A 22,417-nucleotide genomic window follows, 5' to 3' on the forward strand; every position below is an offset into this window, starting at 1 on the left:
TTGGGGTTCCTTTCCAGGGGTGTCCGATGGGTCAGCGGGAGCCCGCGAGCCGGTGGATCGCGGCCAGCGGGACGGGCAGCAGGGCCGGGCGGTGCCGCGCCTCGTAGACGGCCTCGTACACCGCCTTGTCGGCCTCGAAGGCGCGCAGCGGCACGGGCCGGCAGTAGGGGTCGGCGCCGCCCGGGTCGCGGTAGCCGTCGCAGAAGGCGCGCCGGTTGCGTGCGGCCCAGGCGTACGCCCGCCGGGTGCGCCGAAGGCGGGGTCCTGGGCCCGCGTCGGCGGACCGTTCCCGCACGTCGGCGAGCGCGGTGCGGGCGGCATAGTCGAAGGAGCGCAGCATGGAGGCGACGTCGCGCAGCGCGGACTGCGGCCGGGTCCGTTCGGCGGCGGGGGTGGCGGGCTGACCCTCGAAGTCGATGACCCGCCAGCCGTCGGCGGTGCGCAGCGCCTGCCCCAGGTGCAGGTCGCCGTGCGTGCGTTGGGCGAGCGTCGGGCAGCCGCGTGCGGCCCTGGCCGCGTAGTCCTCGTACAGGGCGTCGAGCGCGGAGCGGTACCGGGCGAGCGCGGGCACCTCCTCGATGGCTTCGGCCAGGCGGCGTTTCATGTGCGCGGCGTCGTCGGCCACCGCGCCCGGCCCGAGCAGATGGCGCGGGAACGCCTCGGCGAGTGCGGTGTGGACCTCGGCGACCGCCTGGCCGAGGGTGCGGGCGTGTGCGGTGAAGCCGCCGGTCGCGGGGACGGTGCGGCAGCTGCCCTCGATGCAGTCGGCGGCGTGCCGCACCGCGCTCTCCCACCCGTCGGCCTCGGCGGGCAGGAAGTCTTCGAGCAGCCCGAGCACCAGGTCCTCGCCGCCCGGCGCGTCGGTGCGCAGCGTGCCGTGGAGGCGGGGTGTGCGGGTGCAGCGCTGTTCGGTGAGGGCGCGCAAGGCGTCGATCTCGGCGTGCGGGCCCGGCTCCGGCCGCCGGTACAGCTTGAGCAGCAGCCGGTCGCCGTACGCCACCGTGCTGTTGCTCTGCTCGGCGGTCAGCGCGCGGGGTACGAGGCCGACGGGCAGGGGCAGCGCGGAGGCGCGTTCCAGGCGCGGCCCGCCGGTGCGGTCGCGCAGGGCCAGGGTGCGCAGGAGCACCCCGAGCAGCGCCGGGTCCTCGACGGCCTCGTACAGGGTCCAGCCCCGCCAGGGCCCGTCCGGCACCTTGGCGATGGCGGACGGGGCGAGGCGCGCGGGGAGGTCCGGGCGCAGCCCGAGGAGGAGCTGGTAGAGCTGCTCGGGGCGGCCGGCGTGGCGGGCCCGCAGCACGGCGTGGACCAGCGCCGGGGACTGTTCCCGTACGACGGTGACGGCGACCGGGGCGAGTTCGGCGAGCGGCCCGCCGCCGCCCGCGAACCAGCGGCGGGTGACCAGCCACGGTTCGAGGGCGGGCAGCAGCGGGGCCAGGATGCCCGGCTCGGTGGCGGTGACGCTCATGGCGTCGGCCCGTCGGTGAGCGGGGTCAGGAGGTGGGCGGGAGTGTGCGACGGCTCCAGGCGTACATAGGTGTGCGGGTGCCAGGTGTGGAGTTCGCCGGTGAGTTCGTCGCGCACCTTCAGAGAGCCGTCGTCCGGCAGGCCGAGGGCTGCGAGGTCGAAGGAGACGGTGGCCTCGCTCGCGTGGTGCGGGTCGAGGTTGACGACCGCGAGGACGGTGTCGGTTGTGCCGTCCGGATGCCTCAACTGCTTTGAATAGGCGAGGACTTGGTCGTGGTCGGTGGGGTGGAAGCGCAGGTTCTTGAGTTCCTGGAGGGCGGGGTGGGCGCGGCGCAGCTCGTTGAGGCGAGTGATCAGCGGGGCGATGGTGCGGCCCTCGGCCTCGGCGGCGGCCCAGTCGCGGGGGCGCAGCTCGTACTTCTCGGAGCGGGCGTAGTCCTCGGTGCCCGCCGCGAGCGCCTCGCCCTCGCACAGCTCGTAGCCCGCGTACATGCCCCAGGTCGGCGCGAGGGTCGCGGCGAGCACCGCGCGCGCCTCGAAGGCGGGCCTGCCGCCGTTCTGGAAGTAGGCGTGCAGGATGTCGGGGGTGTTGACGAACAGATTGGGGCGCAGGAAGTCGGCGCTGTCCTCGGCGAGTTCGGCGCCGTACTCGGCCAGCTCCTCCTTCGTGTTCTTCCAGGTGAAGTAGGTGTACGACTGCTGGAATCCGGCCTGGGCGAGTGCGTGCACCATGGCGCGGCGGGTGAACGCCTCGGCGAGGAAGACCACGTCGGGGTCGGTGGCGGCGACCGCTGCGATGACGCGCTCCCAGAAGGCGACCGGTTTGGTGTGCGGGTTGTCGACGCGGAAGATGCGGACGCCCTGGGCGATCCAGTGCCGCAGGATCCGTACGGTCTCGGCGACCAGGCCCTCGAAGTCGCTGTCGAAGTCGAGGGGGTGGATGTCCTCGTACTTCTTGGGCGGGTTCTCGGCGGAGGCGATGGTGCCGTCCGCGCGGTGGGTGAACCACTCGGGGTGCTCGATGAGCCAGGGGTGGTCGGGTGAGCACTGGAGCGCGAAGTCCAGGGCCACCTCCATCCCCAACTCTCCTGCCCTGGCGACGAATTGACGGAAGTCGTCAAGGGTGCCGAGCGCCGGGTGGACGGCGTCGTGGCCGCCGTCGGCGGAGCCGATCGCCCAGGGCGAGCCCACGTCGTCGGGGCCCGCGGTGAGCGCGTTGTCCGGGCCCTTGCGGTGGCTGCGTCCGATGGGGTGGATGGGCGGCAGGTACACCACGTCGAAGCCCATCGCGGCAACGGCCGGAAGCCGCTCGGCGGCGGTTTCGAACGTGCCGCTGACCGGCGCCTGCCCCGGCGTGAGCACCGCCCCCTCGGAGCGCGGGAACAGCTCGTACCAGGAGCCGACGAGCGCGCGCCTGCGCTCGACGAGGAGGTGCAGCGGCCGGGAGACGGTGACCAGTTCACGCAGCGGACGCGTGTCCAGCGCGGCGATCACCTTCGGGTCGGTGATCGCGGCGAGCCGACGGGGGGTGGGGCTCGCTTCGTCGCGCAGCGCTTCCGCCGCCGTGGTCACCGCCTCCCGGCGGTCCATGTCCGGGATCGCGAGGGCGGCCCGCTCGTGCAGCACGGCTCCCTCGGCGAGCGTGAGCTCCACGTCGACCCCCGCGGGAATCTTCAGCTGTGCGTCGCGGCGCCAGGTGGCGACGGGGTCGGCCCAGGCCTCCACGGTGTAGGTCCAGAGCCCGGTGGCGTCCAGGACGACGGTGGCCTCCCAGCGGTCGGCGTCGGCGTCGACGAGCGCCATCGGCGTCCATGGGCCGCGCCGTCCCGCCGGGTCGCGCAGGACCACGTTGGCGCCGACGAGGCCGCTGCCCTCGCGGAAGACGGTGGCGCCGATGGTCACGCTCTCACCGGTCACCGCCTTGGCGGGCACCTCGCCGCCCCGCACCTGCGGGGTGACGTCGAGGACCGGGATGCGGGCACCCCGGGGAGCGGTCGGCAGCGCGGCACGGGCGGAGGTCATGGAGGTCATCGCGCACTCCTCACGGCGGCCCCGCGGGCCGGGCGCTCCCGGTTCGCGAGCAGGTCGATGATGGTGCGGGCGAACAGGTGGCAATGGGCGCCGGTCCGCGCGGTGACCAGGTCGTCGTGAACGACGACGTCCTGGTCGACGTACTCGCCGCCCATGTTGCGCAGGTCGCCGAGCAGGTTGTTGTGGACGACCGCACGCCGTCCGCGCACCAGGGAGGGGACGGGGGCAGCGAGCCACATGCCGTGGCAGATGATGCCCTTGACGATCGCCGGGTCGTTGAACGCCCGGCGCAGGAACGTGGACGCGGGCGGCAGCCGGTCGGGGTCCTCGGTGTAGCGCAGCCGGTCGGAGACCATGCCGGAGGGCACGATCACGGCGGAGAACTCCTTGAGCGCGAACTCGTCGATGTCCTCGAAGGAGCGGTCCACCTCGAACGGCATCCGGTGCTCGTGTCCGGTGAAGGTCATCCTGTCCTGGCCCCACAGCCGGGTCAGGAAGTGCACCTCGGCGCCTTCCTCGGGGAAGCGGTGCTGGTAGTAGAGGATCTCCGGTTCGTAGAAGTCGCTCTCCATCAGGACGGCGATCTTGTGGCCGGTGAGTCGCACGGCTACTCCTCCCTCCCCCGGCCGGTGACCAGGTCGATGAGAAACGGCCCCGGGGTGCCGAGCGCCTCGGCGACGGCGGCACCTGCCTGGCCGGGCTTGTCGACGCGTACCGCGGGTACGCCCAGGGACTTGGCGAGGGACGTGAAGTCGATGGCGGGCCGGCTCAGGTCGAAGATCTCGGGGTGGTCGTGGGCGGGGACGTCGACCGAGCGCCAGTACTGCTCGATGTTGTCCTCAAGGAGCTTGTAGCTGCCGTTGTTGCAGATGACGAACTTGGCGCCGATGTCGTACCGGGCGGCGGTCCACAGCGCCTGGATCGTGTACATCGACCCGCCGTCGCCGGTGAACCCCACAACTACCTTGCCAGGATGGGCGAGTTGGGCCCCGATCGCGCCCGGGATGCCGACGCCCAGAGAGCCGCCGCGGGTCTGGAACCAGTGGCCGGGCCGGGTGGGCGGCAGATGGCGGAAGAGGTCGGGCGATGCGGTCAGCGCCTCGTCGAAGAGGATCGCGTCCTCGGGGAGCCGGCGGGCCAGCTCCTGCGCGAAGGCCGTGGTGGGCAGCGCCAGCGGGTCGAGCGCGGCCTCGTTCTTCTGCTGGTTCGCGGCGAGTTCGTAGGACCGCTCGGCGGCTCGGCGCTTGATCCACTCCTCGGCGCGGCGCCGGTTCACCGGGCTCATGCGGGTCTCCAGCGCGTCGGCGAGCGCGGCCAGGGTGCGCTTCGGATCGGCGACGAGACCGAGGTTCACGGGGAAGTTCTTGGCGATGGCGTCCGTGTCCAGGTCGATGTGCACGACCGGGGCGCCCGGCGCGAAGACGCCGTCGAGGGCGGGATACACCTCGGGCAGCGCGTACGTACCGACGATGAGGACGGCGTCGGCCGCGGCCGTGACCCGGCGGCTGTTCTCGCCGAACATGTGGCCCAACTGCCCTGCGTACGCCGGGTGTTCGACGGAGAGGTTGACCTCCGACCAGTCGGCTCCCCACACCTCCGCGCCCCAGGTCTGGGCGAGGCGGGCGAGTTCCTGCTGGGCGCCGGAGAAGTGCACCCCGTCCCCGGCGACGACGATCGGGCGCTCGGCACCGGCGAGCAGCGAGGCCGCCCGGCCGAGCGCCTCGGGGTCGGGGCTGCTCGCGGTGTCGAGGTAGGTGACCGGCACGGCCTCCTCGGTGGTGGGCCGGTCCATGACATCGGCGGGCAGCACCACGAGCACCGGTCCGTACGGAGGCGTCCCGGCCACCTTGAAGGCGCGGCGCAGGGTGCGCAGCGTGGACTCGGGGTCCACGACGCGGGTGGCCCACTTGGTGACCGGCTCGGCCATGGCCACCAGGTCGGCGGCCATCTGCGCTTCCATGTTGTCGTAGCGCAGACCGGCCTCGCCGGCGATCACCACGAGCGGGGCGTGTCCCCGTTTGGCCTGGTAGAGCATTCCGACGCCGTTGCCGAGGCCCACTCCGGTGTGGAGCTGGACGACGGTGGGGCGGCGGGTGGCCCGCGCGTAGCCGTCCGCCATGCCGACGGCGACGGCCTCCTGCAGTGCGAGGACGTACTCCAGTGAGGGGAAGTGGCGCAGTTCGTCGAGGAATCCCTGCTCGACCGTGCCGGGGTTGCCGAACATGTACCGGACCCCGTCGGCCTGCAGCTGTTCGAGCATCGCGACCCGCGCGGGCCTGCTGACCATGGTGTGCTCACCTCTCGTGCGGAACGGGAACTGCCGTGCTGTTCGGGTCAGTTGGTGAGGAACCCCCACTGGCGCAGGCCCTGCTCCAGGACCTCGACGACCTTCTGGCCGGTGAGGTAGGAGTCGGGGGTGGACCGCCCGGTGATGAACGGGTAGTCGACGATGACCGAGGTCTCCTTGCCGAAGTTGCCGTGGTAGGCGCCGCCGGGCGCGGTGGCGTCGCGCAGGATGTACTCCAGCGGGTACGGCGGCGGGCCGATCACGAAGTCGGTGCCCATGAAGCCGGTGCCGTCCTTGTAGTCGTACTCGATGCAGTGCCCGGTGACGTGCTTGCCCCGGATGATGCTGGTGCGGTCCTCCTGGTCGCGGGCGAAGGCGAGGGCCGCGACGCCGTAGCACTCGGCCGCGATCGGCAGGTCGAGGGCGTGGAAGGCGAGGATCAGGTCGTGCACCCGCCAGTTGTTGGCGAGGTCGACGATGGGACCGCTGCCGCCGACGACGAGCAGGGCGTCGTACCGTCCCGCGATCTGCTCGCGGACCTGCTCCAGGCGGGTGTTGTACGCCTCCCAGTCGCGCAGGAAGTACGGCTTGCTGCGGTAGGGGCGGTCCGGAAGCCAGGACGACAGGTCCAGCGGGTCGTCGAGCCGGTCCGAGGTGTCGATGGCCTTGACCTTGGCGGCCATCTCGGGGGTGGTGACCGAGCGGCCGAGCGGCGGGTCGATGTAGTCGGGGTCCATGCTCGGCGGCAGGGCCGGGGCCCGCTTGCCGGTCGGGGTCGCGAAGCTGACGTGATAGCCGGCTTTGTCGAACGTCTCCAGGGGGCCGATCAACTCCTCGCCCCAGTAACCGTATTCGGACAGGACGACGAGGATGCGCTTGCTCACGGGAGTTCCTCTCCTTGGGGGTTCCACGTGGTGCCGGGGTCCTGTCTAGGTCCGCCCGCTCGGCCGGGACCAGCCCTTGACGGCCGGGAGCACAGACATCCACAAGTGGGCGGAGGGACTACGGCATGTCGTGCTCAGGCCCAGGCCACAGGGTGTGGCGAGGTCTCAACATCCCTCGCTGACAGGCGAGTTGCCGCAGCCCGTACGACGACTTCACGCAGTGCGTACCGGCCGCGAGGCGGGCCGTGCGCGACGGTCGCGGGCTGTGCCGGAATCGGTGGGCGGCACCCCGCCCCGGGTGCCGCGCCGAGTCGTGCCGCGGGCCCCGGGCCCGCGCACTGAAGGGAGTCAGCCATGACGGCCGAGAAGACCGCGCCCGGCACGGGCATCGCCGCGTTCGTCCAGCACTGGTTCGACGTTCTCAGCAGCCACGAGCCCGTCGAGGAACTCCTCGCCCACATCGTCGACGACGGCCTGGAGATGGCCTTCCCCGAGCGCACCCTGCGCGGCCACGCCGACTTCCGCGAGTGGTACGAGGTGGTCGGCGAGGCCTTCACCGACCAGAGCCATGTGGTCGAGCGCCTCGACGTCTCGGAGGACAGCACCGGCGTCGACATCTCGCTGACCGTCGTGTGGACGGCCAAGCAGACCTCCGACGGCTCCGTCAGCTCGTTCCGCATCGGCCAGACCTGGCGCCTCGTCCGCGAGGCCGGCACCGGCCGACCGCTCATCTCCGGCTACCGCGTCGGCGACCTCAACCCGGCCTGACCGCGACCACCCCGATCCAGGAGGTTCCATGTCGCCCCGTTCCACGGGCAATTCAGCGCCTCGCGCCTTCGACTACATCGTGGTCGGCGCCGGGTCGGCCGGCTGCGCCGTGGCGAGCCGGCTCAGCGAGGACGAGGACACGGCCGTGCTCGTCCTGGAGGCGGGCGGCTGGGACGAGCGCCCCGAGATCCACCGCTCGGACGCGGCCGCGGTGCTCGCGCTGCTCACCTCCGAGTGGAGCCCCGAGATCGACTGGGGATACGCCACCGAGCCCGAACCCGCCATGGACGGGCGCCGGATCCCGGTCGCCCGGGGCAAGGTGGCCGGCGGCTGCAGCTCGGTGAACGCGCTGATGTGGGTGCGCGGCAGCCGCTACGACTACGACCGCTGGGCGGCACTCGGCAACCCGGGCTGGTCCTACGACGACGTGCTGCCGTACTTCCGGCGCTCCGAGGACTACTCGGGGGGCGGCTCGCGGCTGCGCGGCAGCGGCGGCCCGGTCCGGGTGCGCGACCTCGACGACCCGACCCCACTCGCCGGGGCGTTTGTCGCGGGCGCCGCCGAACTCGGTTACAAATCCAGCGAGTTGGACTACAACGCTGAGCGGCAGGACGGCTTCGGCTTCCTGTACCAGACGACCCGGGACGACGCCGGGGCGCGTTCCTCCACGGCGGACGGCTATCTGCGTCCCGCGCTGAGGCGGCCCAACCTGAGCGTCGAGGTGCGGGCCCGGGCCACCCGGCTGATCCTGGACGGCACCCGGGTCACGGGCGTCGAGTACGAGCGGGACGGGCAGCTGTACCGGGCGGTCGCCGAGCAGGAGGTCGTGGTCTCGGCGGGCGCCTTCGAGTCCCCGAAGCTGCTCATGCTCTCGGGGATCGGCCCGGCCGCGCATCTGCGCTCGCACGGCATCGACTGCGTACAGAACCTGCCCGGGGTCGGCGGCAACCTCCAGGACCACCTGTTCGTGCCGGTCTGCTACCAGTCGCTCCAAGAGCACCCCGAGGGAGCGCTGCTCTCCGAGGCCGGTCTCTTCACCCACACCCGGGACGCGGGCCCGGGCGAGCCGCCCGACCTCCAGTTCACGTTCGGGCCCGTCAAGTTCCTGGCGCCCGACGCACCGGCCGCGCACCAAGAGGGCCCCGGCTTCACGTTCGCGCCGATCTCGATGCTTCCGCAGAGCCGCGGCCGACTCCGGCTGCGCAGCGCCGACCCGTCGGCCAACGCGGTCGTGCGTGCCAACTACCTTGCGTCCGCCGCCGATACGGATGTGCTGGTGCACGGCATCCTGCTGGCCAGGGAGCTCGCGCACACCTCCGCGTTCGGCCCGTTCCGCGGCGAGGAGCTGGGACCGGGCGAGCACGTGAGGGACCCGCGCGAGCTGCGCGGCTACGTCGCCGCCCATGCGACCACCCTGTGGCACCCGGTCGGCACCTGCCGCATGGGCACCGGACCCGACGCGGTCACCGACGCCGAACTGCGGGTGCACGGCATCGACGGCCTGCGGGTCGCCGACGCGTCCGTCATGCCGACGATCGTCGCCGGGAACACCAACGCACCGAGCGTGATGATCGGCGAGAAGGCGGCCGCTCTCATCAAGAAGTCCTTCCTTCAACCGTCACTCCGGACCGAGGGGAATCCCCATGCCCACGTCTGACCACCTCCGGCTGTACGAGCGGTTCCTCACCGCGCTCAACACCGAGGACTACGCCGAGATCGCCCGCGTGATCGGCGCCGACTTCGAGGACCACCACCCCGGCTTCGACATCTCGGGCCTGGAGTCCTACCTCGACGCGCTGCGCGGCGCCCACCGCACGCTCGCCATCAAGGGCGAGCTCCTGGAGACCATCGAGTCGGGCAACAAGCTGATCACCCGGGTGCGCCTCACCGGCGCCCACCAGGACACCGTGCTCGGCTTCCCGGCGACCGGCCGCAAGGTGGAGTGGACCACCACCGAGATCTGGCGGATCCAGGACGACCGCCTCGTGGAGCGCTGGGCGGAGGACGATCTGCTCGGCCTGCGCGGCCAGTTGTCGCCCGACGAGGAGAACGTCGCCGTCGTGCAGAAGGTCAGTGACGCCGTCAACGAGCGCCGCTACGACGACCTCGACGACCTGTTCGGCCCCACGTTCAAGGACAACAACCCGGCGTGGGACGTGCAGAGCCTGGACGAGCTCAAGGGCATCATCAAGGCCGCCCACGACGCACTCGACTTCAAGGTCACCCTCGACGCCCTGTACGCCGCCGCGCCCGACAAGGTGATCATGCACATCACCTTCCACGGCAAGCACATCGCGCCGTTCTTCGGCATGGAGGCCAGCGGCAAGGAGGTGTCGTGGACCAGCCTGGAGGTCTACCGCCTGGAGAACTTCAAGGTGGTGGAGCGCTGGGTGCAGGCCGACACCGCCGGCCTGATGCGCGAGCTCGACGTACCGCTCCCGTAAGTACGCGCCGGCCCAGGAGGGATCACCCATGAACACGCGAGAGATCGTCGACACGTACTACCGTCTCGCCAACTCCGGTGAGTGGGACGCCTGGTGCGACCTGTTCGCCGTCGACCAGACGATGGACGAGCAGCTTGCCGGACACGTCGAGGGACGCGAGACTCTCAGGGAGATGATGAAGGGCTTCCCCGAGATGTACGCGTCGTTCTCCAACACCCCCGTGCACATCGTGGTGGACGGCGAGCAGGCCGCGGTGGTCTCGCATATCTCCGCCGTCACCACCGGCGGCGACACCGTCGAGGCGGAGGTCTGCAACTACTTCCGGATCTCGGGCGACCTGATCCACTACATGTCCAACTTCCACGACAGCGTGCCGTTCGCGGCCGTCACGGGAGCGTGACGCCCGTGTCCGCACCCGCCGACGTGAACGTCCGCTGGGCCCATGTGGGCCTCAACTGCCGCGACCAGAAGGCCACGGAGGAGTTCTACAGCCGCTGGTTCGGCTTCCGCCGGGCCCGCGTCGTCGAGGCCGACGGCAGCCGTGTGGTGTTCCTGCGCAGCGGCCCGGTCTACCTGGAGCTCTTCCCCACCGACGCGGCGCCCGCCTTCGACACGGTGAACGACGGGCCCGACAACCCGGGCGCGGCCCGCCACCTGGCCTTCCAGGTCGACGACGTCGACGCGTTCCTCGCGGCGGCGGACGGCGAACTGAAGGTCACGCTCGGCCCGCTCACCTTCGACGAGTTCATCCCGGGCTGGAAGACCGTCTGGGTCTCCGACCCCGACGGCCTGGTCATCGAGGTGAGCCAGGGCTACACCGACCAGTCCGCCGAGGAACTGCGGACGTACGCGTGAATCCGCACGATCGCACGGGGCACGGCCGGTCACTCGACCGGCCGTGCCCCCATTGGCACCACCCGACATCCCACGGAGTGAAACCGCATGAGCGCTGTCACCGAGCAGAACGTCCTCATCACCGGTGCGACCGACGGCCTCGGCCGGGCCCTCGCCCATGAACTGGCCGCCCAGGGCCACTCGTTGATCCTGCACGGCCGCAGCGCCCGCAAGGGCCAGGAGCTTCTCGCCGAGCTCCGCGAGAAGACCGGCAACGCGAACATCTCGTACGAGCTCGCCGACTTCTCCTCGCTGGGGGACATCGACGCCCTCGCCGACCGGATCCTCGACCGGCACGACCGGCTCGACGTCCTGGTGAACAACGCCGGCATCGGCGTGGAGCTGGCCCGCCAGGAGAGCCAGGACGGCCTCGAACTCACCTTCCAGGTCGACTACTTGGCGGCCTACATGCTCAGCTGCCGCCTCGCCCCGCTGCTCGTCCACTCCGCGCCGGCCCGCATCATCAACGTCAGCTCGGCCGGGCAGGCCCCGATCGACTTCGGCGACGTCATGCTGGAGCGCCGCTGGGACGGGGTGCAGGCGTACTGCCAGGCGAAGCTGGCCCAGATCAGCCTGACGGTGGATCTCGCCGAGCAGCTGGCCGGCACGGGTGTCACGGTCAATGCGCTGCATCCGGCCTCCTACATGCCGACCAAGATGGTGGTGCACCTGTTCACCCCGCAGAGCACGGTCGCGGAGGGCATGCGCAATGTGGCGCGGCTCGTCACCGACCCCGCGCTCGCGGAGGTCACCGGGGAGTACTTCGACCGCGACCGCCGCTCGCGGGCCGGAGCCCAGGCCTACGACCCGGCGGCCCGGGCCCGTCTGCGCGAACTGAGCGAGTCCCTGACGGGGGTGGCGCTGCCCGCGCTGGCCTGATCGCTGTTCGGCACGTGAAGTACGTGTAGTGCGTCTAGTGCGTGAAGCGCCCCGCTCCCGGTCTCGGGGCGGGGCGGTTCACGTAGTACGCGACCCGGTCAGGCGGTGATCGACAGGGCGTGGTGGAAGACGTTCTTCGGGTCCCAGGTCTTCTTGACCTTCTGGAGGCGGGGGTAGTTGCCCTTCCAGTACAGGGTCTGCCAGGGCACGCCCGAGGTGTTCCAGGCCGGGTCGGTGAGGTCGACGTCCGGGTAGTTGATGTAACTGCCGTCGGCGGGCCCGTCGGGCAGCGGCACTCCGCCGGTGTCGGCGTACATGTCCCGGTACAGGTTGCGCATCCAGGCGATGTGCCGGTCGTCCTGGCCGGGGTCGCTCCAGTACGTGGTGAAGTTGGCCTTCAGCATGGAGTCGCGCTGGGCCAGCGCGGTGGCGCCGGGGGCGACGGTGTTGACCTGACCGCCGTAGGTGTAGAGCAGGATGCCCGCGTGGCCGTCGTACGTCCTGTCGGAGAGGTTGCGCCAGAGCACGGCGAGCTGTGCGTCCGACCAGCTCTCGCGCAGGTAGGCCCCCTTGAACTTGCCGCGGTTGAACACACCGGTGTCGTACGGGTCCTTGAGGGTGGCCTTCAGCCAGGGCCAGCTGGAGGTGGCCGTGGTGTGCGGCGCGGTCACGCCCTCGGCGACCGCGGCGAGGTAACTGCCCATCAAATCAGCCGAGTTGGGGAGGGAGCCGTCGATCTGGGCGCTGAGGACGAGGGCGCCCTGGACGTAGTTGTTCAGGATGAACACGCTGTTGAGGCTGTCGTACGCGGTGCCGACGGTGTTGTTCGTGTGGTGCCAGTTGTTGTGGTTGCGCACCAGCCGGCCGAAGTCGGCCTCGGTGAGGTCGGTCCACTTCCAGCTCGCGGTGGCCTTGAGCAGGCTGGACGGCGGCTTGGGCAGCAGGCTGGACGGGGTGGTTCCGGTGGCGTTCGGCGAGCGGAACCAGTACCGGGTCACGATCCCGAAGTTCCCGCCACCGCCACCTGTGTGGGCCCACCACAGCTCGCGGTTGGGATCGGTGGTGTCCCGGGTCGCGACCACACAGCGCGCGATACCCAGGGCATCCACGTACACCACCTCCACCGCGTACAAGTGGTCCACGACCGCACCGTACTGGCGGCACATGGCCCCGTATCCACCACCGCTGACATGCCCGCCGACGCCGACGGTGGGGCAGGTGCCGCCGGGTATGGTGACGCCCCACTCCAGGTAGAGGGTGCGGTAGACATGGCCGAGCATGGCGCCGGCCTCCACGGCGAAGGCGCGGCGCGCCGCGTCGTAGGTGATGGCGCTCATCTCGGACATGTCGACGAGTATCCGGACGTCGGGGTCGTCGACGAGGCCGTCGAGGCAGTGTCCGCCGCCACGGACGGCGATTCTCTTGCCGCCGCTCACCGCCTCCTGCACGGCCTGCACCACTTGGTCGGTGGAGTGCACGAGGCGTACGGAATCGGGCTTGGCGGCGAATCTGGCGTTGTAGCCGCGGGCCGTGAGGTCCAGATAGCGGGGGTCGTCGGGGGTGACGGTCAGGGCGGCGACGGTCGTGCTCGTCGTGTCGGCCGTGCCGGTCGCGGCGCGGGCGGAGCCGGCCGCGGTGATGCCGAGCACGGCGGCGCCGCCGACCCCGGAGGCGGTGCCGAGAAATCCCCGGCGGGTCACTCCAGCCATGGTGGTCTCCTTCAACAGGTTCAGCAGGTGGGTGGGGCAAGGGTTCAGCAGGTGGGTGGGTCAGGGTTCGACAGGTGGGTGGGGCGGGTGAAATGGGAGCTGCCGCTCTCCGAAGCGAGGGCCTCGGGGAGCGGCAGCGGAGGGAGCGGGGTGTGGCTCAGTAGACGTCGTGACCACTGACCGTGGTCTCCGGCACGTCCTCGCGGACGTCCCAGTGCTCCACGATGCGGCCGTCGTCGATGCGGAACACGTCGACCACGACCATGCCGCGGTGGCCAGGCTGCGGCCGGAAGTGGGAGTGCGTGAAGACCAGGCCGTTGTCGCCGACGGCCCGGCGGATCTCGAACCGGGCCTCGGGCAGCTGCTTGCGGAAGCCCTCGATGAACTCGACGAGCGGCTTGCGGCCGTCGGGCAGGTTCGGGTTGTGCTGGATCAGCCGGTCGGCCAGGTACTCGTCGGCCCGGTCGGTCTGCCCCTCGTTCCAGATGTTCTCGATGTAGTCGCGCACGAGCTGCACGTGGTGGTTGGACACGGTGTCTCCTTGTTGTTTCTGCCTGTTACGAGGTGTGGTTCGGGTGGGCCCTCACGAGCTGGGGACCGGGGCGGTGGCAGGCTGCTCGGCCACCGTGACCTTGCGCGCCGACGAGGCGTGCGCGAGGGCGGCGACGGCGAGGATGACGAGGGCGACGGCCGGGATGGGGCCCGCGCCCATGCCGGGCAGCAGGGCGCTGCCGATGAAGCTGCCCAGGCTCATGCCGAGGTAGAGGGCTGCGGCGTTCATGGCCAGGATGAGTCCGGGCTGGGTGGGCAGCAGGTCCACGAGGCGGGCCTGCTGGGGTGCCTGGTACATCTGGCTGAAGAACGCCCAGATCGCGAAGAGCACGAGGCCGGGCTCGGAGTGCGGGGCCACCAGAAGCAGGACGAATCCGGCGGCGAGGCCGGCGACCGCGACGGTGATGGTGCGCGAGCCGCCGAGCTTCTCGGCGATCCTGGGCGACGAGGCGTTGCCGAGGACTCCGATGACGCCGAACGCGAGCAGGGTGGCCGAGATCAGCCCGGACGAGGCGCCGAAGCGGTCCTTGAGATAGGCGCCCGCGATGCCATAGACCGTGAACTGGGCCGCCATGAACAGCAGCGTCGTCGAGACGGTCGAGAGCGCGGCGGGGGTGCGCAGGGTGTCGCGGTAGGCCTTGATCGTGGGCGGCTCGCCGGACGGGATCTCCGGCACGTACACCGCGACGAGCAGACACCCGAGTGCCGACAGCGCGGCCACTCCGAGCATCGCCGGGCGCCAGCCGAGGCTGCCGCCGAGGAACGAGGCGAGCGGCACGCCGAGCACCGCGGCCGCCGTCATCCCGGCGAACACGGTGGCGAGGGCGCGCTGCCTTCGCTCGGGCGGCACGATCAGGGAGCCCGCCGCGGAGGCGCCGGGTCCGAAGACGGCCGCGCCCATCGCGCCGACGACCCGGGTCACGGCGAGGAAGCCGTAGTTGGGGGCGAGGGCGCCGAGGGCCGCGCCCACGGTCAGCAGACCGATGCCGAGCAGGAGCACCCGCTTGCGGTTCCAGCGGCGCAGCAGAATCGGGGCGGCCGGGGCGAACAGCGCGAATGTGAGCGCGAAGACGGTGACCAGGAAGCCCACACGAGCCGGCGCGACGTGCAGGTCGTCTCCGATGGGGCCGTTGAGACCGACCACTGCAAGTGAGATCGTCCCCAGACTGAAATAGCCCAGCGACAACGCGAGCAGGGCCGGTGTCGAACTGCGGGACGGCATCACGCCACCTCCTTTTCCATGCCGGAAAACTTGAGTACGCAGGAACGTTAGGGGCCGGGTGCCTCGGTTTCGCGCTCGGCGGGCACCCTCCGGAGCACTCTGCGAGGTCCTTCGCCGTACTACGTCAACTAGCGTTCTGACGAGGCCTGTTGGGCCTTACGGAAGATCAGCGGAACGGACCGTCCGCCGCTGGTCAGCCAGTGCTCGATGCCGTTCACGGCGACCAGCAGAGCGGCCGCGGAGCCGAGCGTGGCGAGCCCCGGAAGCCAGGGCGCGACCCCGCCGAGCGCGAGCAGGGCGAGGCCTCCCGCGAACCGGGTGAGGGAGGCGGCGCCGAACATGCGCCGGCGGGTGTAGCAGAAGGTGAGCGTGAAGAGCGCGGCGCCGACGGGAAGCAGTGCGGCGGCGATTCGATGGGGTACCTGGGTGGGCTCGACAGCAATGCGATCCGCCCCGACGGACACGAGCAGCAACCCCAGGACCAGCACCAGATGGCCATAACTGAGCACATCTCGTACGACGACGGACGGGGTGGGGTGGGTGCGCAGGGCGTGGGCGATGGCGGAGGCGACGAGGTGGAAGTAGAGCCACCACAGGGCGCACCCGGTGAGAAAGGCGAGGGAGACGGAGAGCAGTTCGAGCACCCCGAGCCGCCGCCCGGCCACCCAGGCGCCCACGGACACGACGTTCTCCCCGAGCGCGATGATGATGAAGAGCCCGAACCGCTCGGGCAGATGGTTGACCCCGAAGGCCAGCTGCCGCAGATGCCCGCTGAGTATGAGCGGAGCGAGTATCTCCGCGGCCACGGCGACGGCCCAGCCGATGGTGCGCAGCCCGGAGGGCAGCACAGCGGTGGCGAAAAGAACAAGGGCGAACGCGAGCCCGGCCCGGTAGGGGTGAATGGTATAGACAGCGCACTCGCGCCGGATGGCCTCCCCGATGAGCAGCCGCAGCGCGAGATAGCACCCGGCGTAGAGCAGCGCCTCGTAGCGGGTCTCCAGAGCGTGCGGGGCGGCGACGCTCATGCCGTACGTGGCGAGCCCGGCGAGCAGCAGGAACACCCGCTGCATGGTGGTCTCGTGCACGGCGTTCATCGCCATGACGACATCGACCCAGGCCCACCAGAGCGGCACCAGGACCAGCAGGCAACTGCCCAGCGTGGCCCAGTCGGGCCGCTGTGCGAGCACGTGCGCGATCTGGCTCACCCCGAAGGCGAGCACCAGATCGTAGAAGAGTTCCGTCCAGGTGGCCCGGTCCCGCACATCGACGAACCCGGGCTCCGCGGACCGTACTTGACCAGCGAGATAAACCACCGCCGCACCTACTCCCCTCGACCGACGGGAATGCTGGTTGCAGCGTCAAATGTGCGTGTGCCCCCAGAGGCACCCCCCGGCACGGGGTGGCATGGGAGCACATTGCAGTAAGTCGCGGAGGGGGCTGTCCGAACTCGATGGGCAGGGCCGGCGTCACGAGGTGACCCGCGCCGGCGGGCTCGCGCCCTGCGTGTTGCCCCGGCTGGTCGCCGGGGCGACACGGTCGATGGCGGCGCTTCTACAGACCGAGCAGGCCGAGCACGGCGTGGAGTAGTCCGCCGAGCAGATCTCCCAAACCTCCCATGACAATGTCCTTTCTGTGGAGGATGTCGGGTTCTAGCTGCTCCGACGCTACCCAGACCCGCCGAGTGGCGCTCTACGGGTCACCCATTCGGGGACACCGGCCCCCAGCCCAGGCCGCCCTAAAGGCCCCCGCCGGGCAGCTCCCGCATCGTCGGGTACGAGTCCTGCGCCCCTCGCCGGGTCACCGCCGCCGCGCCCACCCGCGCCGCGAACGCCGCCGCCACCGCAAGGTCCTCGCCCGCTCCCAGCCGCCACGCCAGCGCGGCGGTGAACGCGTCGCCCGCGCCCGTCGTGTCGACCGGGGCGACCTTCGGGCTCGGGACCCGTACGCACCCGGCCGGGGAGGCTACGAGGGCGCCGTCCGCGCCCAGGGTGACGACCACCGAGCGCGGCCCGAGGGCCAGCAGCGCCCGCGCCCAGGCCTCCGGCCCCTCCCCGGCCGACTCTCCCAGCATGAACCGCGCCTCGTGTTCGTTGACGATCAACGGGTCGCAGGCCGCCAGGACTTCGGCGGGAAGCGGGGCGGGCGGTGACGGGTTCAGGACCAGGCGCGCGTCCGGCGCGAGGGAGCGGGCCACCTCCGTCACCGTCTCCAGGGGGACCTCCAGCTGTACGGAGACGACCGGGGCCAGGGCGAACAGGGTTCGGGCGGCGCGGATGTCACCGGGCGTCAGCCGGCCGTTGGCGCCCGGGGACACGACGATGCTGTTGTCGCCCGACGGGTCGACGGTGATCAGGGCGACTCCGGTGGGCGTCTTGTCCACCAGCACGCCCACCGTGTCGACCCCGGCCGCACGCAGCGACGTCAGCAACAGCCGTCCGTGCTCGTCGTCGCCCACCTTGGCCAGCAGGGCCGTACGGGCTCCCAGGCGCGCGGCGGCCACCGCCTGGTTCGCGCCCTTGCCGCCGGGGTGGACGGCGAGGTCCGAGCCGAGCACCGTCTCACCGGGTGCGGGCCTGCGCTCCACTGCGATCACCAGATCGGCGTTGGCCGACCCCACCACCAGCAGACCGTAGTCGTGCATGAAATCGTCGTCCTTCTCTACAGCTGATCGATGGTCAGATACCAGTGCCGCGCGGCGCGTTCACGAGACGAATTCCGCCGCGTTCTTCTTCGTGACCACCTTCACCGGCACCTTCACCGCGCTCTCCGGCTTCTTGCCCTGCGCCGCCCTGACCGCGTTCTGTACGGCCATCCTGCCGAGTTCCGCCGGCTGCTGGGCGACCGAGGCGTACAGCGTGCCCGCCTCAACTGCCTTGATTCCGTCGGGAGTTCCGTCGAACCCGACGACCGCGACCGAGCTGCCCGCCTTGCCGCCCAGCGCCTTCACCGCGCCGAGCGCCATCTCGTCGTTCTCGGCGAAGACGCCGCTGATGTCGGGGTGGGACTGGAGGAGGTTGGTCATGACGTCCAGGCCCTTGGTTCGGTCGAAGTCGGCGGGCTGGCGGGCCGCGACCTCGATGCCCGGGTACGCCTTGAGGCCTTCGGCGAAGCCCGCGCCGCGCTCCCGGCTCGCGGAGGTGCCCGCGGTGCCCTGGAGGATCGCGATCTTCCCCTTGCCGCCGAGCTTCTCGGCGAGGGTCTGCGCGGCGAGCCTGCCGCCCGCCACGTTGTCGGAGGCGACCAGCGTCGCGGTCTCTGCCTTGTTGACCCCGCGGTCGGCGGCGACCACCGGGATGTCCGCCTGGTTGGCGCCGCGTACGGAGGGGCCGACCGCGTCCGAGTCCACCGGGTTGACGATGATCGACTTCATGCCGGAGCTGGTGAAGTTCTGTATCTGGTTGGCCTGTTGGGACGCGTCGTTCTGCGCGTCGGTGACGGTGAGGTCGATGCCCTCCGCCTTCGCCTCGGCCTGCGCGCCCGCCTTCATCTGCACGAAGAACGGGTTGTTGAGGGTGGACAGGGACATCCCCAGTTTCGTGGTGGTGCCCCCGGACGACCCCGGGTTCAGGAGGTACCCCGCGCCCACGACGGCCGCCAGGCACACCGCGGCGACCGCGAGTTTCACCGCGCCGGGCCCCTTCCCGCCGGACCCTGCCGTGCCGGAAGGGGTGCCGGGCGTCGCGCCCGCCTTGCGGCGCAGGGTGTCGAGCAGCACCGCAAGGGCGATGACGACGCCGATGACGACCTGCTGCCAGAACGCCGACACGGAGAGGAGGTTGAGCCCGTTGCGCAGCACCGCGAGGATCAGCGCGCCGATCAGGGTGCCCGACGCCTTGCCGACGCCGCCCGACAGGCTGGCACCGCCGATGACGACGGCGGCGATCGCGTCGAGCTCGTAGCCCTGGGCTGCCTGTGGCTGCGCGGAGACGAGCCGGGAGGCCAAGACTATGCCCGCGACGGCGGCGAACAGACCGGACAGCCCGTAGATGACGAGTTTCTGCCGCTTCACCCGCAGCCCGGAGAGCCGCGCCGCCTCCTCGTTGCCGCCGATCGCGTACATCGAGCGGCCGATGTACGTACGGGAGAGGACGAGTGCCGTGACCAGTCCGGCCGCGATCATCACCAGGACCGGGACCGGCAGCCAGCCGCCGAGTGTGTCGCCGAGGACCGAGACCGAGTCGGGGAAGGCGATCGGGCTGCCCTGCGAGATCACCAGGGAGAGGCCCCGGCCGACCGACAGCATGGCCAGCGTGGCGATGAACGGCGGGAGTCTGCCGTACGAGACGAGCACGCCGTTGACAAGACCGCAGGCGATGCCGGTGGCGACGGCCATCAGGACGGCGAGCCACACGGGCACGCCCTCGGACGTCGCCGACCAGGCGAGGACGGTCGCCGACAGCGCGGCCACCGAGCCGACCGACAGGTCGATGCCCGCCGAGACGATGACGAAGGTGACGCCGAACGCGAGGATCGCGGTGACCGCGGCTTGCACGCCGACGTTCAGGAGGTTCTGCGTGGTGAGGAAGTCCCCGGAGAGCAGCGCCATCGCCGCGACCAGGACCACCAGGGCGCTGAGCGCGCCGTTGTCGAGCAGCAGGCGGCGCACGATCGCGGCCCCGCCCGCGCCCGTACGGTTGTCGAGCGTGTCAGTGGCCACGGGAGCCCTCCATGTCTTCCTGGTCCTGCTGTGCGTTCGGTGCGGCGACGGCCAGGGCCATCACGGCGTCCTGGGTCGCTCGATGTGCGGGGAGTTCGCCGGCGATGCGGCCCTGGTTCATGACGAGGACCCGGTCGCTCATGCCGAGCACCTCGGGCAGATCGCTGGAGATCATCAGGACCGCGTGCCCGGAGGCCGTGAGCTCGTTGATGAGCTGGTAGATCTCGACCTTGGCGCCCACGTCGATGCCCCGGGTCGGCTCGTCGAGGATCAGCACCAAGGCGCCCGCGAGGAGCCATTTGCCGATGACGACCTTCTGCTGGTTGCCGCCGGACAGGGTGCGCACCTGCTGGTCGAGCCCGGCCATGCGCACCCCGAGCTGCCCGGCGATGCGGGCGGCGGCCGTGCGCTGGCCCTTGAGGTCGACGAGCCCGGCGCGGCTGGCCGAGCGCAGCGTGACCAGGCCGAGGTTCTCCTGTACGGAGGCGTCGAGCACCAGGCCCTGCCCCTTGCGGTCCTCGGGCACGAGCCCGACCCCGGCGCCCATCGCGGCGTTCACATCGCCCCGGGCGAGCCGTTCGCCGCGTACCTCGACGGTGCCCGCGTCGTACGGGTCGGCGCCGAACACCGCGCGGACCACCTCGGTGCGCCCGGCGCCGACGAGGCCTGCGAGGCCGACGACCTCCCCGGCCCGCACCTCGAAGCTGACGTCGTGGAAGACACCGTGCCGAGTCAAGCCGCTGACCTGGAGCAACGGCCCACCCGGGGCGGGCCTCTCGCGCGGGTACTGCTGCTCGATGCTGCGGCCCACCATCAGCCGTACGAGCTCGTCCTCGGGGGTCGAGGCGGGCACCTGGCCGATGCTGCGGCCGTCGCGCAGCACGGTGACCCGGTCGCCGAGGGCCGCGATCTCTTCGAGGTGGTGGGTGATGAAGACGATGCCCACGCCGTCGTCGCGCAGGGTGCGCACGATCCGGAAGAGCTTGTCCACCTCTTCTGAGGTGAGCACGGCGGTCGGCTCGTCCATGATCAGCACGCGGGCGTCCAGGCTGAGCGCCTTGGCTATCTCCACCATCTGGAGCCGGGCGATGCCGAGTTCGCGCACTTTGGTGCGGGGCGAGACGTCCACGCCGACCCGCTTGAGGAGCTTTTCGGCGGCCGCTTCCATCGTCCGGCGGTCGATCATCCCGAAGCGCCGGGGCTGGCGGCCGAGGAAGATGTTCTCGGCGACGCTCAGCTCGGACACCAGGTTGAACTCCTGGTAGATGGTGGCGATGCCGAGGCGCTCGGCGTCCTGCGCGCCGTGGATGCGCACCTCGCGGCCTTCGGCGAGGATGCGTCCGCCGTCGGGGCGATGGGCGCCCGAGAGCATTTTGATGAGGGTGCTCTTGCCGGCGCCGTTCTCGCCGAGCAGCACGTGCACCTCGCCACGCCGCAGATCGAAGTCGACCCCGTCGAGGGCGACCACGCCGGGAAAGGTCTTCCGGACCCCTTCGATACGCAGCAACTCACCTGAATCTACGGCCAGTTGACCCTCTGCTGAGCTCACTGCTCGCTCCTCGGGGTCGGGGCGCTCTCGCCGCAGGAACGGCGTACGACGAGCGAGGCGGGGAGGGTGACGGACCGCGGGGTCCGGCCCTCGATGAGGTCGGCGAGCGCGCGCACGGCGGCCCGGCCGAGTTCGCCGGTCGGCTGGGCGATCGCGGTGACGGGCGGGTCGGTGTGCACGAACCACGGGATGTCGTCGAAGGCGGCGAGCGCGATGTCGTCGCCGATGCGCAGCCCTCGGGCGCGCAAGGCATCGAGTGCGCCCAGCGTCATCAGGTTGTCGGCGGCGAAGACGGCGTCGGGCGGCTCGGGCAGGGCGAGGAACCGTTCGGTGGCCCGGCGCCCGCTGGCCGCCTGGAAGTCTCCCTGGCCGACGTAGTCGTCGGGGAGGGAGATGCCGTGCTCGCCGAGCGCCGCGCGGAACGCCTCTACGCGCTCGCTGCCGGTGGTGGTGGCGGCCGGGCCCGCGATGATGGCGAGCCTGCGGCGGCCGAGGCGGTGCAGATGGGCGACCAGGTCGCGGATGGCGGCGCGGCCGTCGGCGCGCACCACGGGTACGTCGATGCCGGGGATCCAGCGGTCGACGAAGACCATGGGGGTGCCGCCGCGCGCGGCCTCCAGCATGAGCGGGGAGCCGCCGTCGGTGGGCGAGACGAGCAGCCCGTCGATGCGGCGGTCCAGGAGGGTGCGGACGTGGTGGTCCTGGAGCTCGGGCCGCTCGTCGGCGTTGCCGATGATCACGCTGTAGCCGAGCGCCCGGGCCGCCTCCTCGACGGAGCGTGCTAGCTCGGTGAAGTACGGGTTCAGTACGTCGCTGATGACCAGGCCAAGGGTGCGCGTCTGGTCGGTGCGCAGCGAGCGGGCCACGGCGTTGGGCCGGTAGCCGAGCGTCTCGACGGCCGCGAGGACCCGGGCGCGCGCCGCCTCGCTGACCGACGGATGGCTGTTGAGCACCCGCGACACCGTGGCGACGGACACCCCCGCCTCGGCCGCGACATCCTTGATGCCCGCCATCGCCGGACCACCTCCTCGTGGAACCTCGACTCCCGATCCCAGGGACCGCAGCCCGGTCGTGGAA

Annotated in this window: 19 protein-coding genes; 6 read left to right on the forward strand and 13 right to left on the reverse strand. The window is 71.1% G+C overall.

Features of this window, described 5'->3' with window-relative positions; translation table 11 throughout:
* Positions 1–31 precede the first annotated feature (31 nt).
* Genes ACSHXC_RS04690 through ACSHXC_RS04710 form a run of 5 tightly spaced genes read right to left on the reverse strand, consistent with a single transcriptional unit; the run spans position 32 to position 6,666 of the window.
* The gene (locus tag ACSHXC_RS04690; RefSeq protein WP_438290320.1) at positions 32–1,465 is read right to left on the reverse strand and encodes a maltokinase N-terminal cap-like domain-containing protein; all 1,434 of its coding nucleotides are present in this window, start codon (positions 1,463–1,465) and stop codon (positions 32–34) included.
* The gene (locus tag ACSHXC_RS04695; RefSeq protein WP_438290321.1) at positions 1,462–3,495 is read right to left on the reverse strand and encodes a maltotransferase domain-containing protein; all 2,034 of its coding nucleotides are present in this window, start codon (positions 3,493–3,495) and stop codon (positions 1,462–1,464) included. The genes ACSHXC_RS04690 and ACSHXC_RS04695 overlap by 4 nt, the downstream gene beginning before the upstream one ends.
* A complete protein-coding gene (locus ACSHXC_RS04700; protein ID WP_438290322.1) occupies positions 3,492–4,100 on the reverse strand; it encodes a DJ-1/PfpI family protein in 609 nt (202 codons plus the stop codon). Before ACSHXC_RS04700 ends, ACSHXC_RS04695 begins: the two co-directional genes overlap by 4 nt.
* A gap of 2 nt (positions 4,101–4,102) precedes the next feature.
* Positions 4,103–5,782, reverse strand: coding sequence for a thiamine pyrophosphate-binding protein (locus ACSHXC_RS04705; protein WP_438290323.1), 1,680 nt, complete (start codon positions 5,780–5,782; stop codon positions 4,103–4,105).
* A gap of 47 nt (positions 5,783–5,829) precedes the next feature.
* Positions 5,830–6,666 carry a type 1 glutamine amidotransferase domain-containing protein gene (locus ACSHXC_RS04710; RefSeq protein ID WP_438290324.1) on the reverse strand — a complete coding sequence of 279 codons (837 nt, stop codon included), beginning with the start codon at positions 6,664–6,666 and terminating at the stop codon, positions 5,830–5,832.
* A gap of 354 nt (positions 6,667–7,020) precedes the next feature.
* On the opposite strand from ACSHXC_RS04710, the gene ACSHXC_RS04715 reads away from it, so the two are divergent.
* The 6 genes from ACSHXC_RS04715 to ACSHXC_RS04740 all read left to right on the forward strand — a co-directional run bounded on the left by ACSHXC_RS04715 (position 7,021) and on the right by ACSHXC_RS04740 (position 11,651).
* Positions 7,021–7,434, forward strand: coding sequence for a nuclear transport factor 2 family protein (locus tag ACSHXC_RS04715; protein ID WP_438290325.1), 414 nt, complete (start codon positions 7,021–7,023; stop codon positions 7,432–7,434).
* 28 nt (positions 7,435–7,462) lie between these two features.
* Complete coding sequence (locus ACSHXC_RS04720; protein WP_438290326.1) at positions 7,463–9,091, forward strand: GMC family oxidoreductase; 1,629 nt, start codon at positions 7,463–7,465, stop codon at positions 9,089–9,091.
* Entirely contained in the window at positions 9,078–9,878 is an 801-nt protein-coding gene (locus tag ACSHXC_RS04725) for an ester cyclase (protein ID WP_438290327.1), read from the forward strand. Before ACSHXC_RS04720 ends, ACSHXC_RS04725 begins: the two co-directional genes overlap by 14 nt.
* A 28-nt stretch (positions 9,879–9,906) precedes the next feature.
* Entirely contained in the window at positions 9,907–10,278 is a 372-nt protein-coding gene (locus ACSHXC_RS04730; RefSeq protein WP_438290328.1) for a nuclear transport factor 2 family protein, read from the forward strand.
* A gap of 5 nt (positions 10,279–10,283) precedes the next feature.
* Positions 10,284–10,733: a VOC family protein gene (locus tag ACSHXC_RS04735; protein ID WP_438290329.1), complete on the forward strand. Its 450-nt coding sequence runs from the start codon at positions 10,284–10,286 to the stop codon at positions 10,731–10,733.
* Between the two features lie 87 nt (positions 10,734–10,820).
* A complete protein-coding gene (locus ACSHXC_RS04740) occupies positions 10,821–11,651 on the forward strand; it encodes an SDR family NAD(P)-dependent oxidoreductase (protein WP_438290330.1) in 831 nt (276 codons plus the stop codon).
* Positions 11,652–11,749: 98 nt separating this feature from the next.
* Here ACSHXC_RS04740 and ACSHXC_RS04745 read toward each other — a convergent pair whose 3' ends face one another.
* From ACSHXC_RS04745 to ACSHXC_RS04780, 8 genes are all read right to left on the reverse strand, one after another.
* Positions 11,750–13,360 (reverse strand): FAD-binding oxidoreductase, encoded by a 1,611-nt coding sequence (locus ACSHXC_RS04745; RefSeq protein WP_438290331.1) that lies wholly within the window; start codon positions 13,358–13,360, stop codon positions 11,750–11,752.
* A 157-nt stretch (positions 13,361–13,517) separates the two neighbouring features.
* Positions 13,518–13,892, reverse strand: a complete 375-nt coding sequence (locus ACSHXC_RS04750) for a nuclear transport factor 2 family protein (protein ID WP_438290332.1) — start codon at positions 13,890–13,892, stop codon at positions 13,518–13,520.
* A 51-nt stretch (positions 13,893–13,943) separates the two neighbouring features.
* On the reverse strand, positions 13,944–15,134 hold the full coding sequence (locus ACSHXC_RS04755; protein ID WP_438290333.1) for an MFS transporter: 1,191 nt from the start codon (positions 15,132–15,134) through the stop codon (positions 13,944–13,946).
* A gap of 128 nt (positions 15,135–15,262) precedes the next feature.
* Positions 15,263–16,447, reverse strand: coding sequence for a low temperature requirement protein A (locus tag ACSHXC_RS04760; protein ID WP_438290334.1), 1,185 nt, complete (start codon positions 16,445–16,447; stop codon positions 15,263–15,265).
* Positions 16,448–16,869: 422 nt separating this feature from the next.
* Positions 16,870–17,775 (reverse strand): ribokinase, encoded by a 906-nt coding sequence (locus tag ACSHXC_RS04765; RefSeq protein ID WP_438290335.1) that lies wholly within the window; start codon positions 17,773–17,775, stop codon positions 16,870–16,872.
* Between the two features lie 60 nt (positions 17,776–17,835).
* Complete coding sequence (locus ACSHXC_RS04770; RefSeq protein ID WP_438290336.1) at positions 17,836–19,791, reverse strand: ABC transporter permease/substrate-binding protein; 1,956 nt, start codon at positions 19,789–19,791, stop codon at positions 17,836–17,838.
* A complete protein-coding gene (locus ACSHXC_RS04775; RefSeq protein ID WP_438290337.1) occupies positions 19,781–21,340 on the reverse strand; it encodes a sugar ABC transporter ATP-binding protein in 1,560 nt (519 codons plus the stop codon). Before ACSHXC_RS04775 ends, ACSHXC_RS04770 begins: the two co-directional genes overlap by 11 nt.
* A complete protein-coding gene (locus ACSHXC_RS04780; protein WP_438290338.1) occupies positions 21,337–22,353 on the reverse strand; it encodes a LacI family DNA-binding transcriptional regulator in 1,017 nt (338 codons plus the stop codon). The genes ACSHXC_RS04775 and ACSHXC_RS04780 overlap by 4 nt, the downstream gene beginning before the upstream one ends.
* Positions 22,354–22,417 lie beyond the last annotated feature (64 nt).

It is taken from the genome of Streptomyces sp. HUAS TT7 (assembly GCF_051550175.1).
Lineage (GTDB): Bacteria > Actinomycetota > Actinomycetes > Streptomycetales > Streptomycetaceae > Streptomyces.

Excerpts from the sequence above, each read along its gene's own strand:
- ACSHXC_RS04690 (WP_438290320.1), bottom strand. The coding sequence starts at position 1,465 with ATGAGCGTCACCGCCACCGAGCCGGGCATCCTGGCCCCGCTGCTGCCC.
- ACSHXC_RS04695 (WP_438290321.1), bottom strand. The coding sequence starts at position 3,495 with ATGACCTCCATGACCTCCGCCCGTGCCGCGCTGCCGACCGCTCCCCGG.
- ACSHXC_RS04705 (WP_438290323.1), bottom strand. The coding sequence starts at position 5,782 with ATGGTCAGCAGGCCCGCGCGGGTCGCGATGCTCGAACAGCTGCAGGCC.
- ACSHXC_RS04715 (WP_438290325.1), top strand. The coding sequence starts at position 7,021 with ATGACGGCCGAGAAGACCGCGCCCGGCACGGGCATCGCCGCGTTCGTC.
- ACSHXC_RS04720 (WP_438290326.1), top strand. The coding sequence starts at position 7,463 with ATGTCGCCCCGTTCCACGGGCAATTCAGCGCCTCGCGCCTTCGACTAC.
- ACSHXC_RS04725 (WP_438290327.1), top strand. The coding sequence starts at position 9,078 with ATGCCCACGTCTGACCACCTCCGGCTGTACGAGCGGTTCCTCACCGCG.
- ACSHXC_RS04730 (WP_438290328.1), top strand. The coding sequence starts at position 9,907 with ATGAACACGCGAGAGATCGTCGACACGTACTACCGTCTCGCCAACTCC.
- ACSHXC_RS04740 (WP_438290330.1), top strand. The coding sequence starts at position 10,821 with ATGAGCGCTGTCACCGAGCAGAACGTCCTCATCACCGGTGCGACCGAC.
- ACSHXC_RS04745 (WP_438290331.1), bottom strand. The coding sequence starts at position 13,360 with ATGGCTGGAGTGACCCGCCGGGGATTTCTCGGCACCGCCTCCGGGGTC.
- ACSHXC_RS04755 (WP_438290333.1), bottom strand. The coding sequence starts at position 15,134 with ATGCCGTCCCGCAGTTCGACACCGGCCCTGCTCGCGTTGTCGCTGGGC.
- ACSHXC_RS04765 (WP_438290335.1), bottom strand. The coding sequence starts at position 17,775 with ATGCACGACTACGGTCTGCTGGTGGTGGGGTCGGCCAACGCCGATCTG.
- ACSHXC_RS04780 (WP_438290338.1), bottom strand. The coding sequence starts at position 22,353 with ATGGCGGGCATCAAGGATGTCGCGGCCGAGGCGGGGGTGTCCGTCGCC.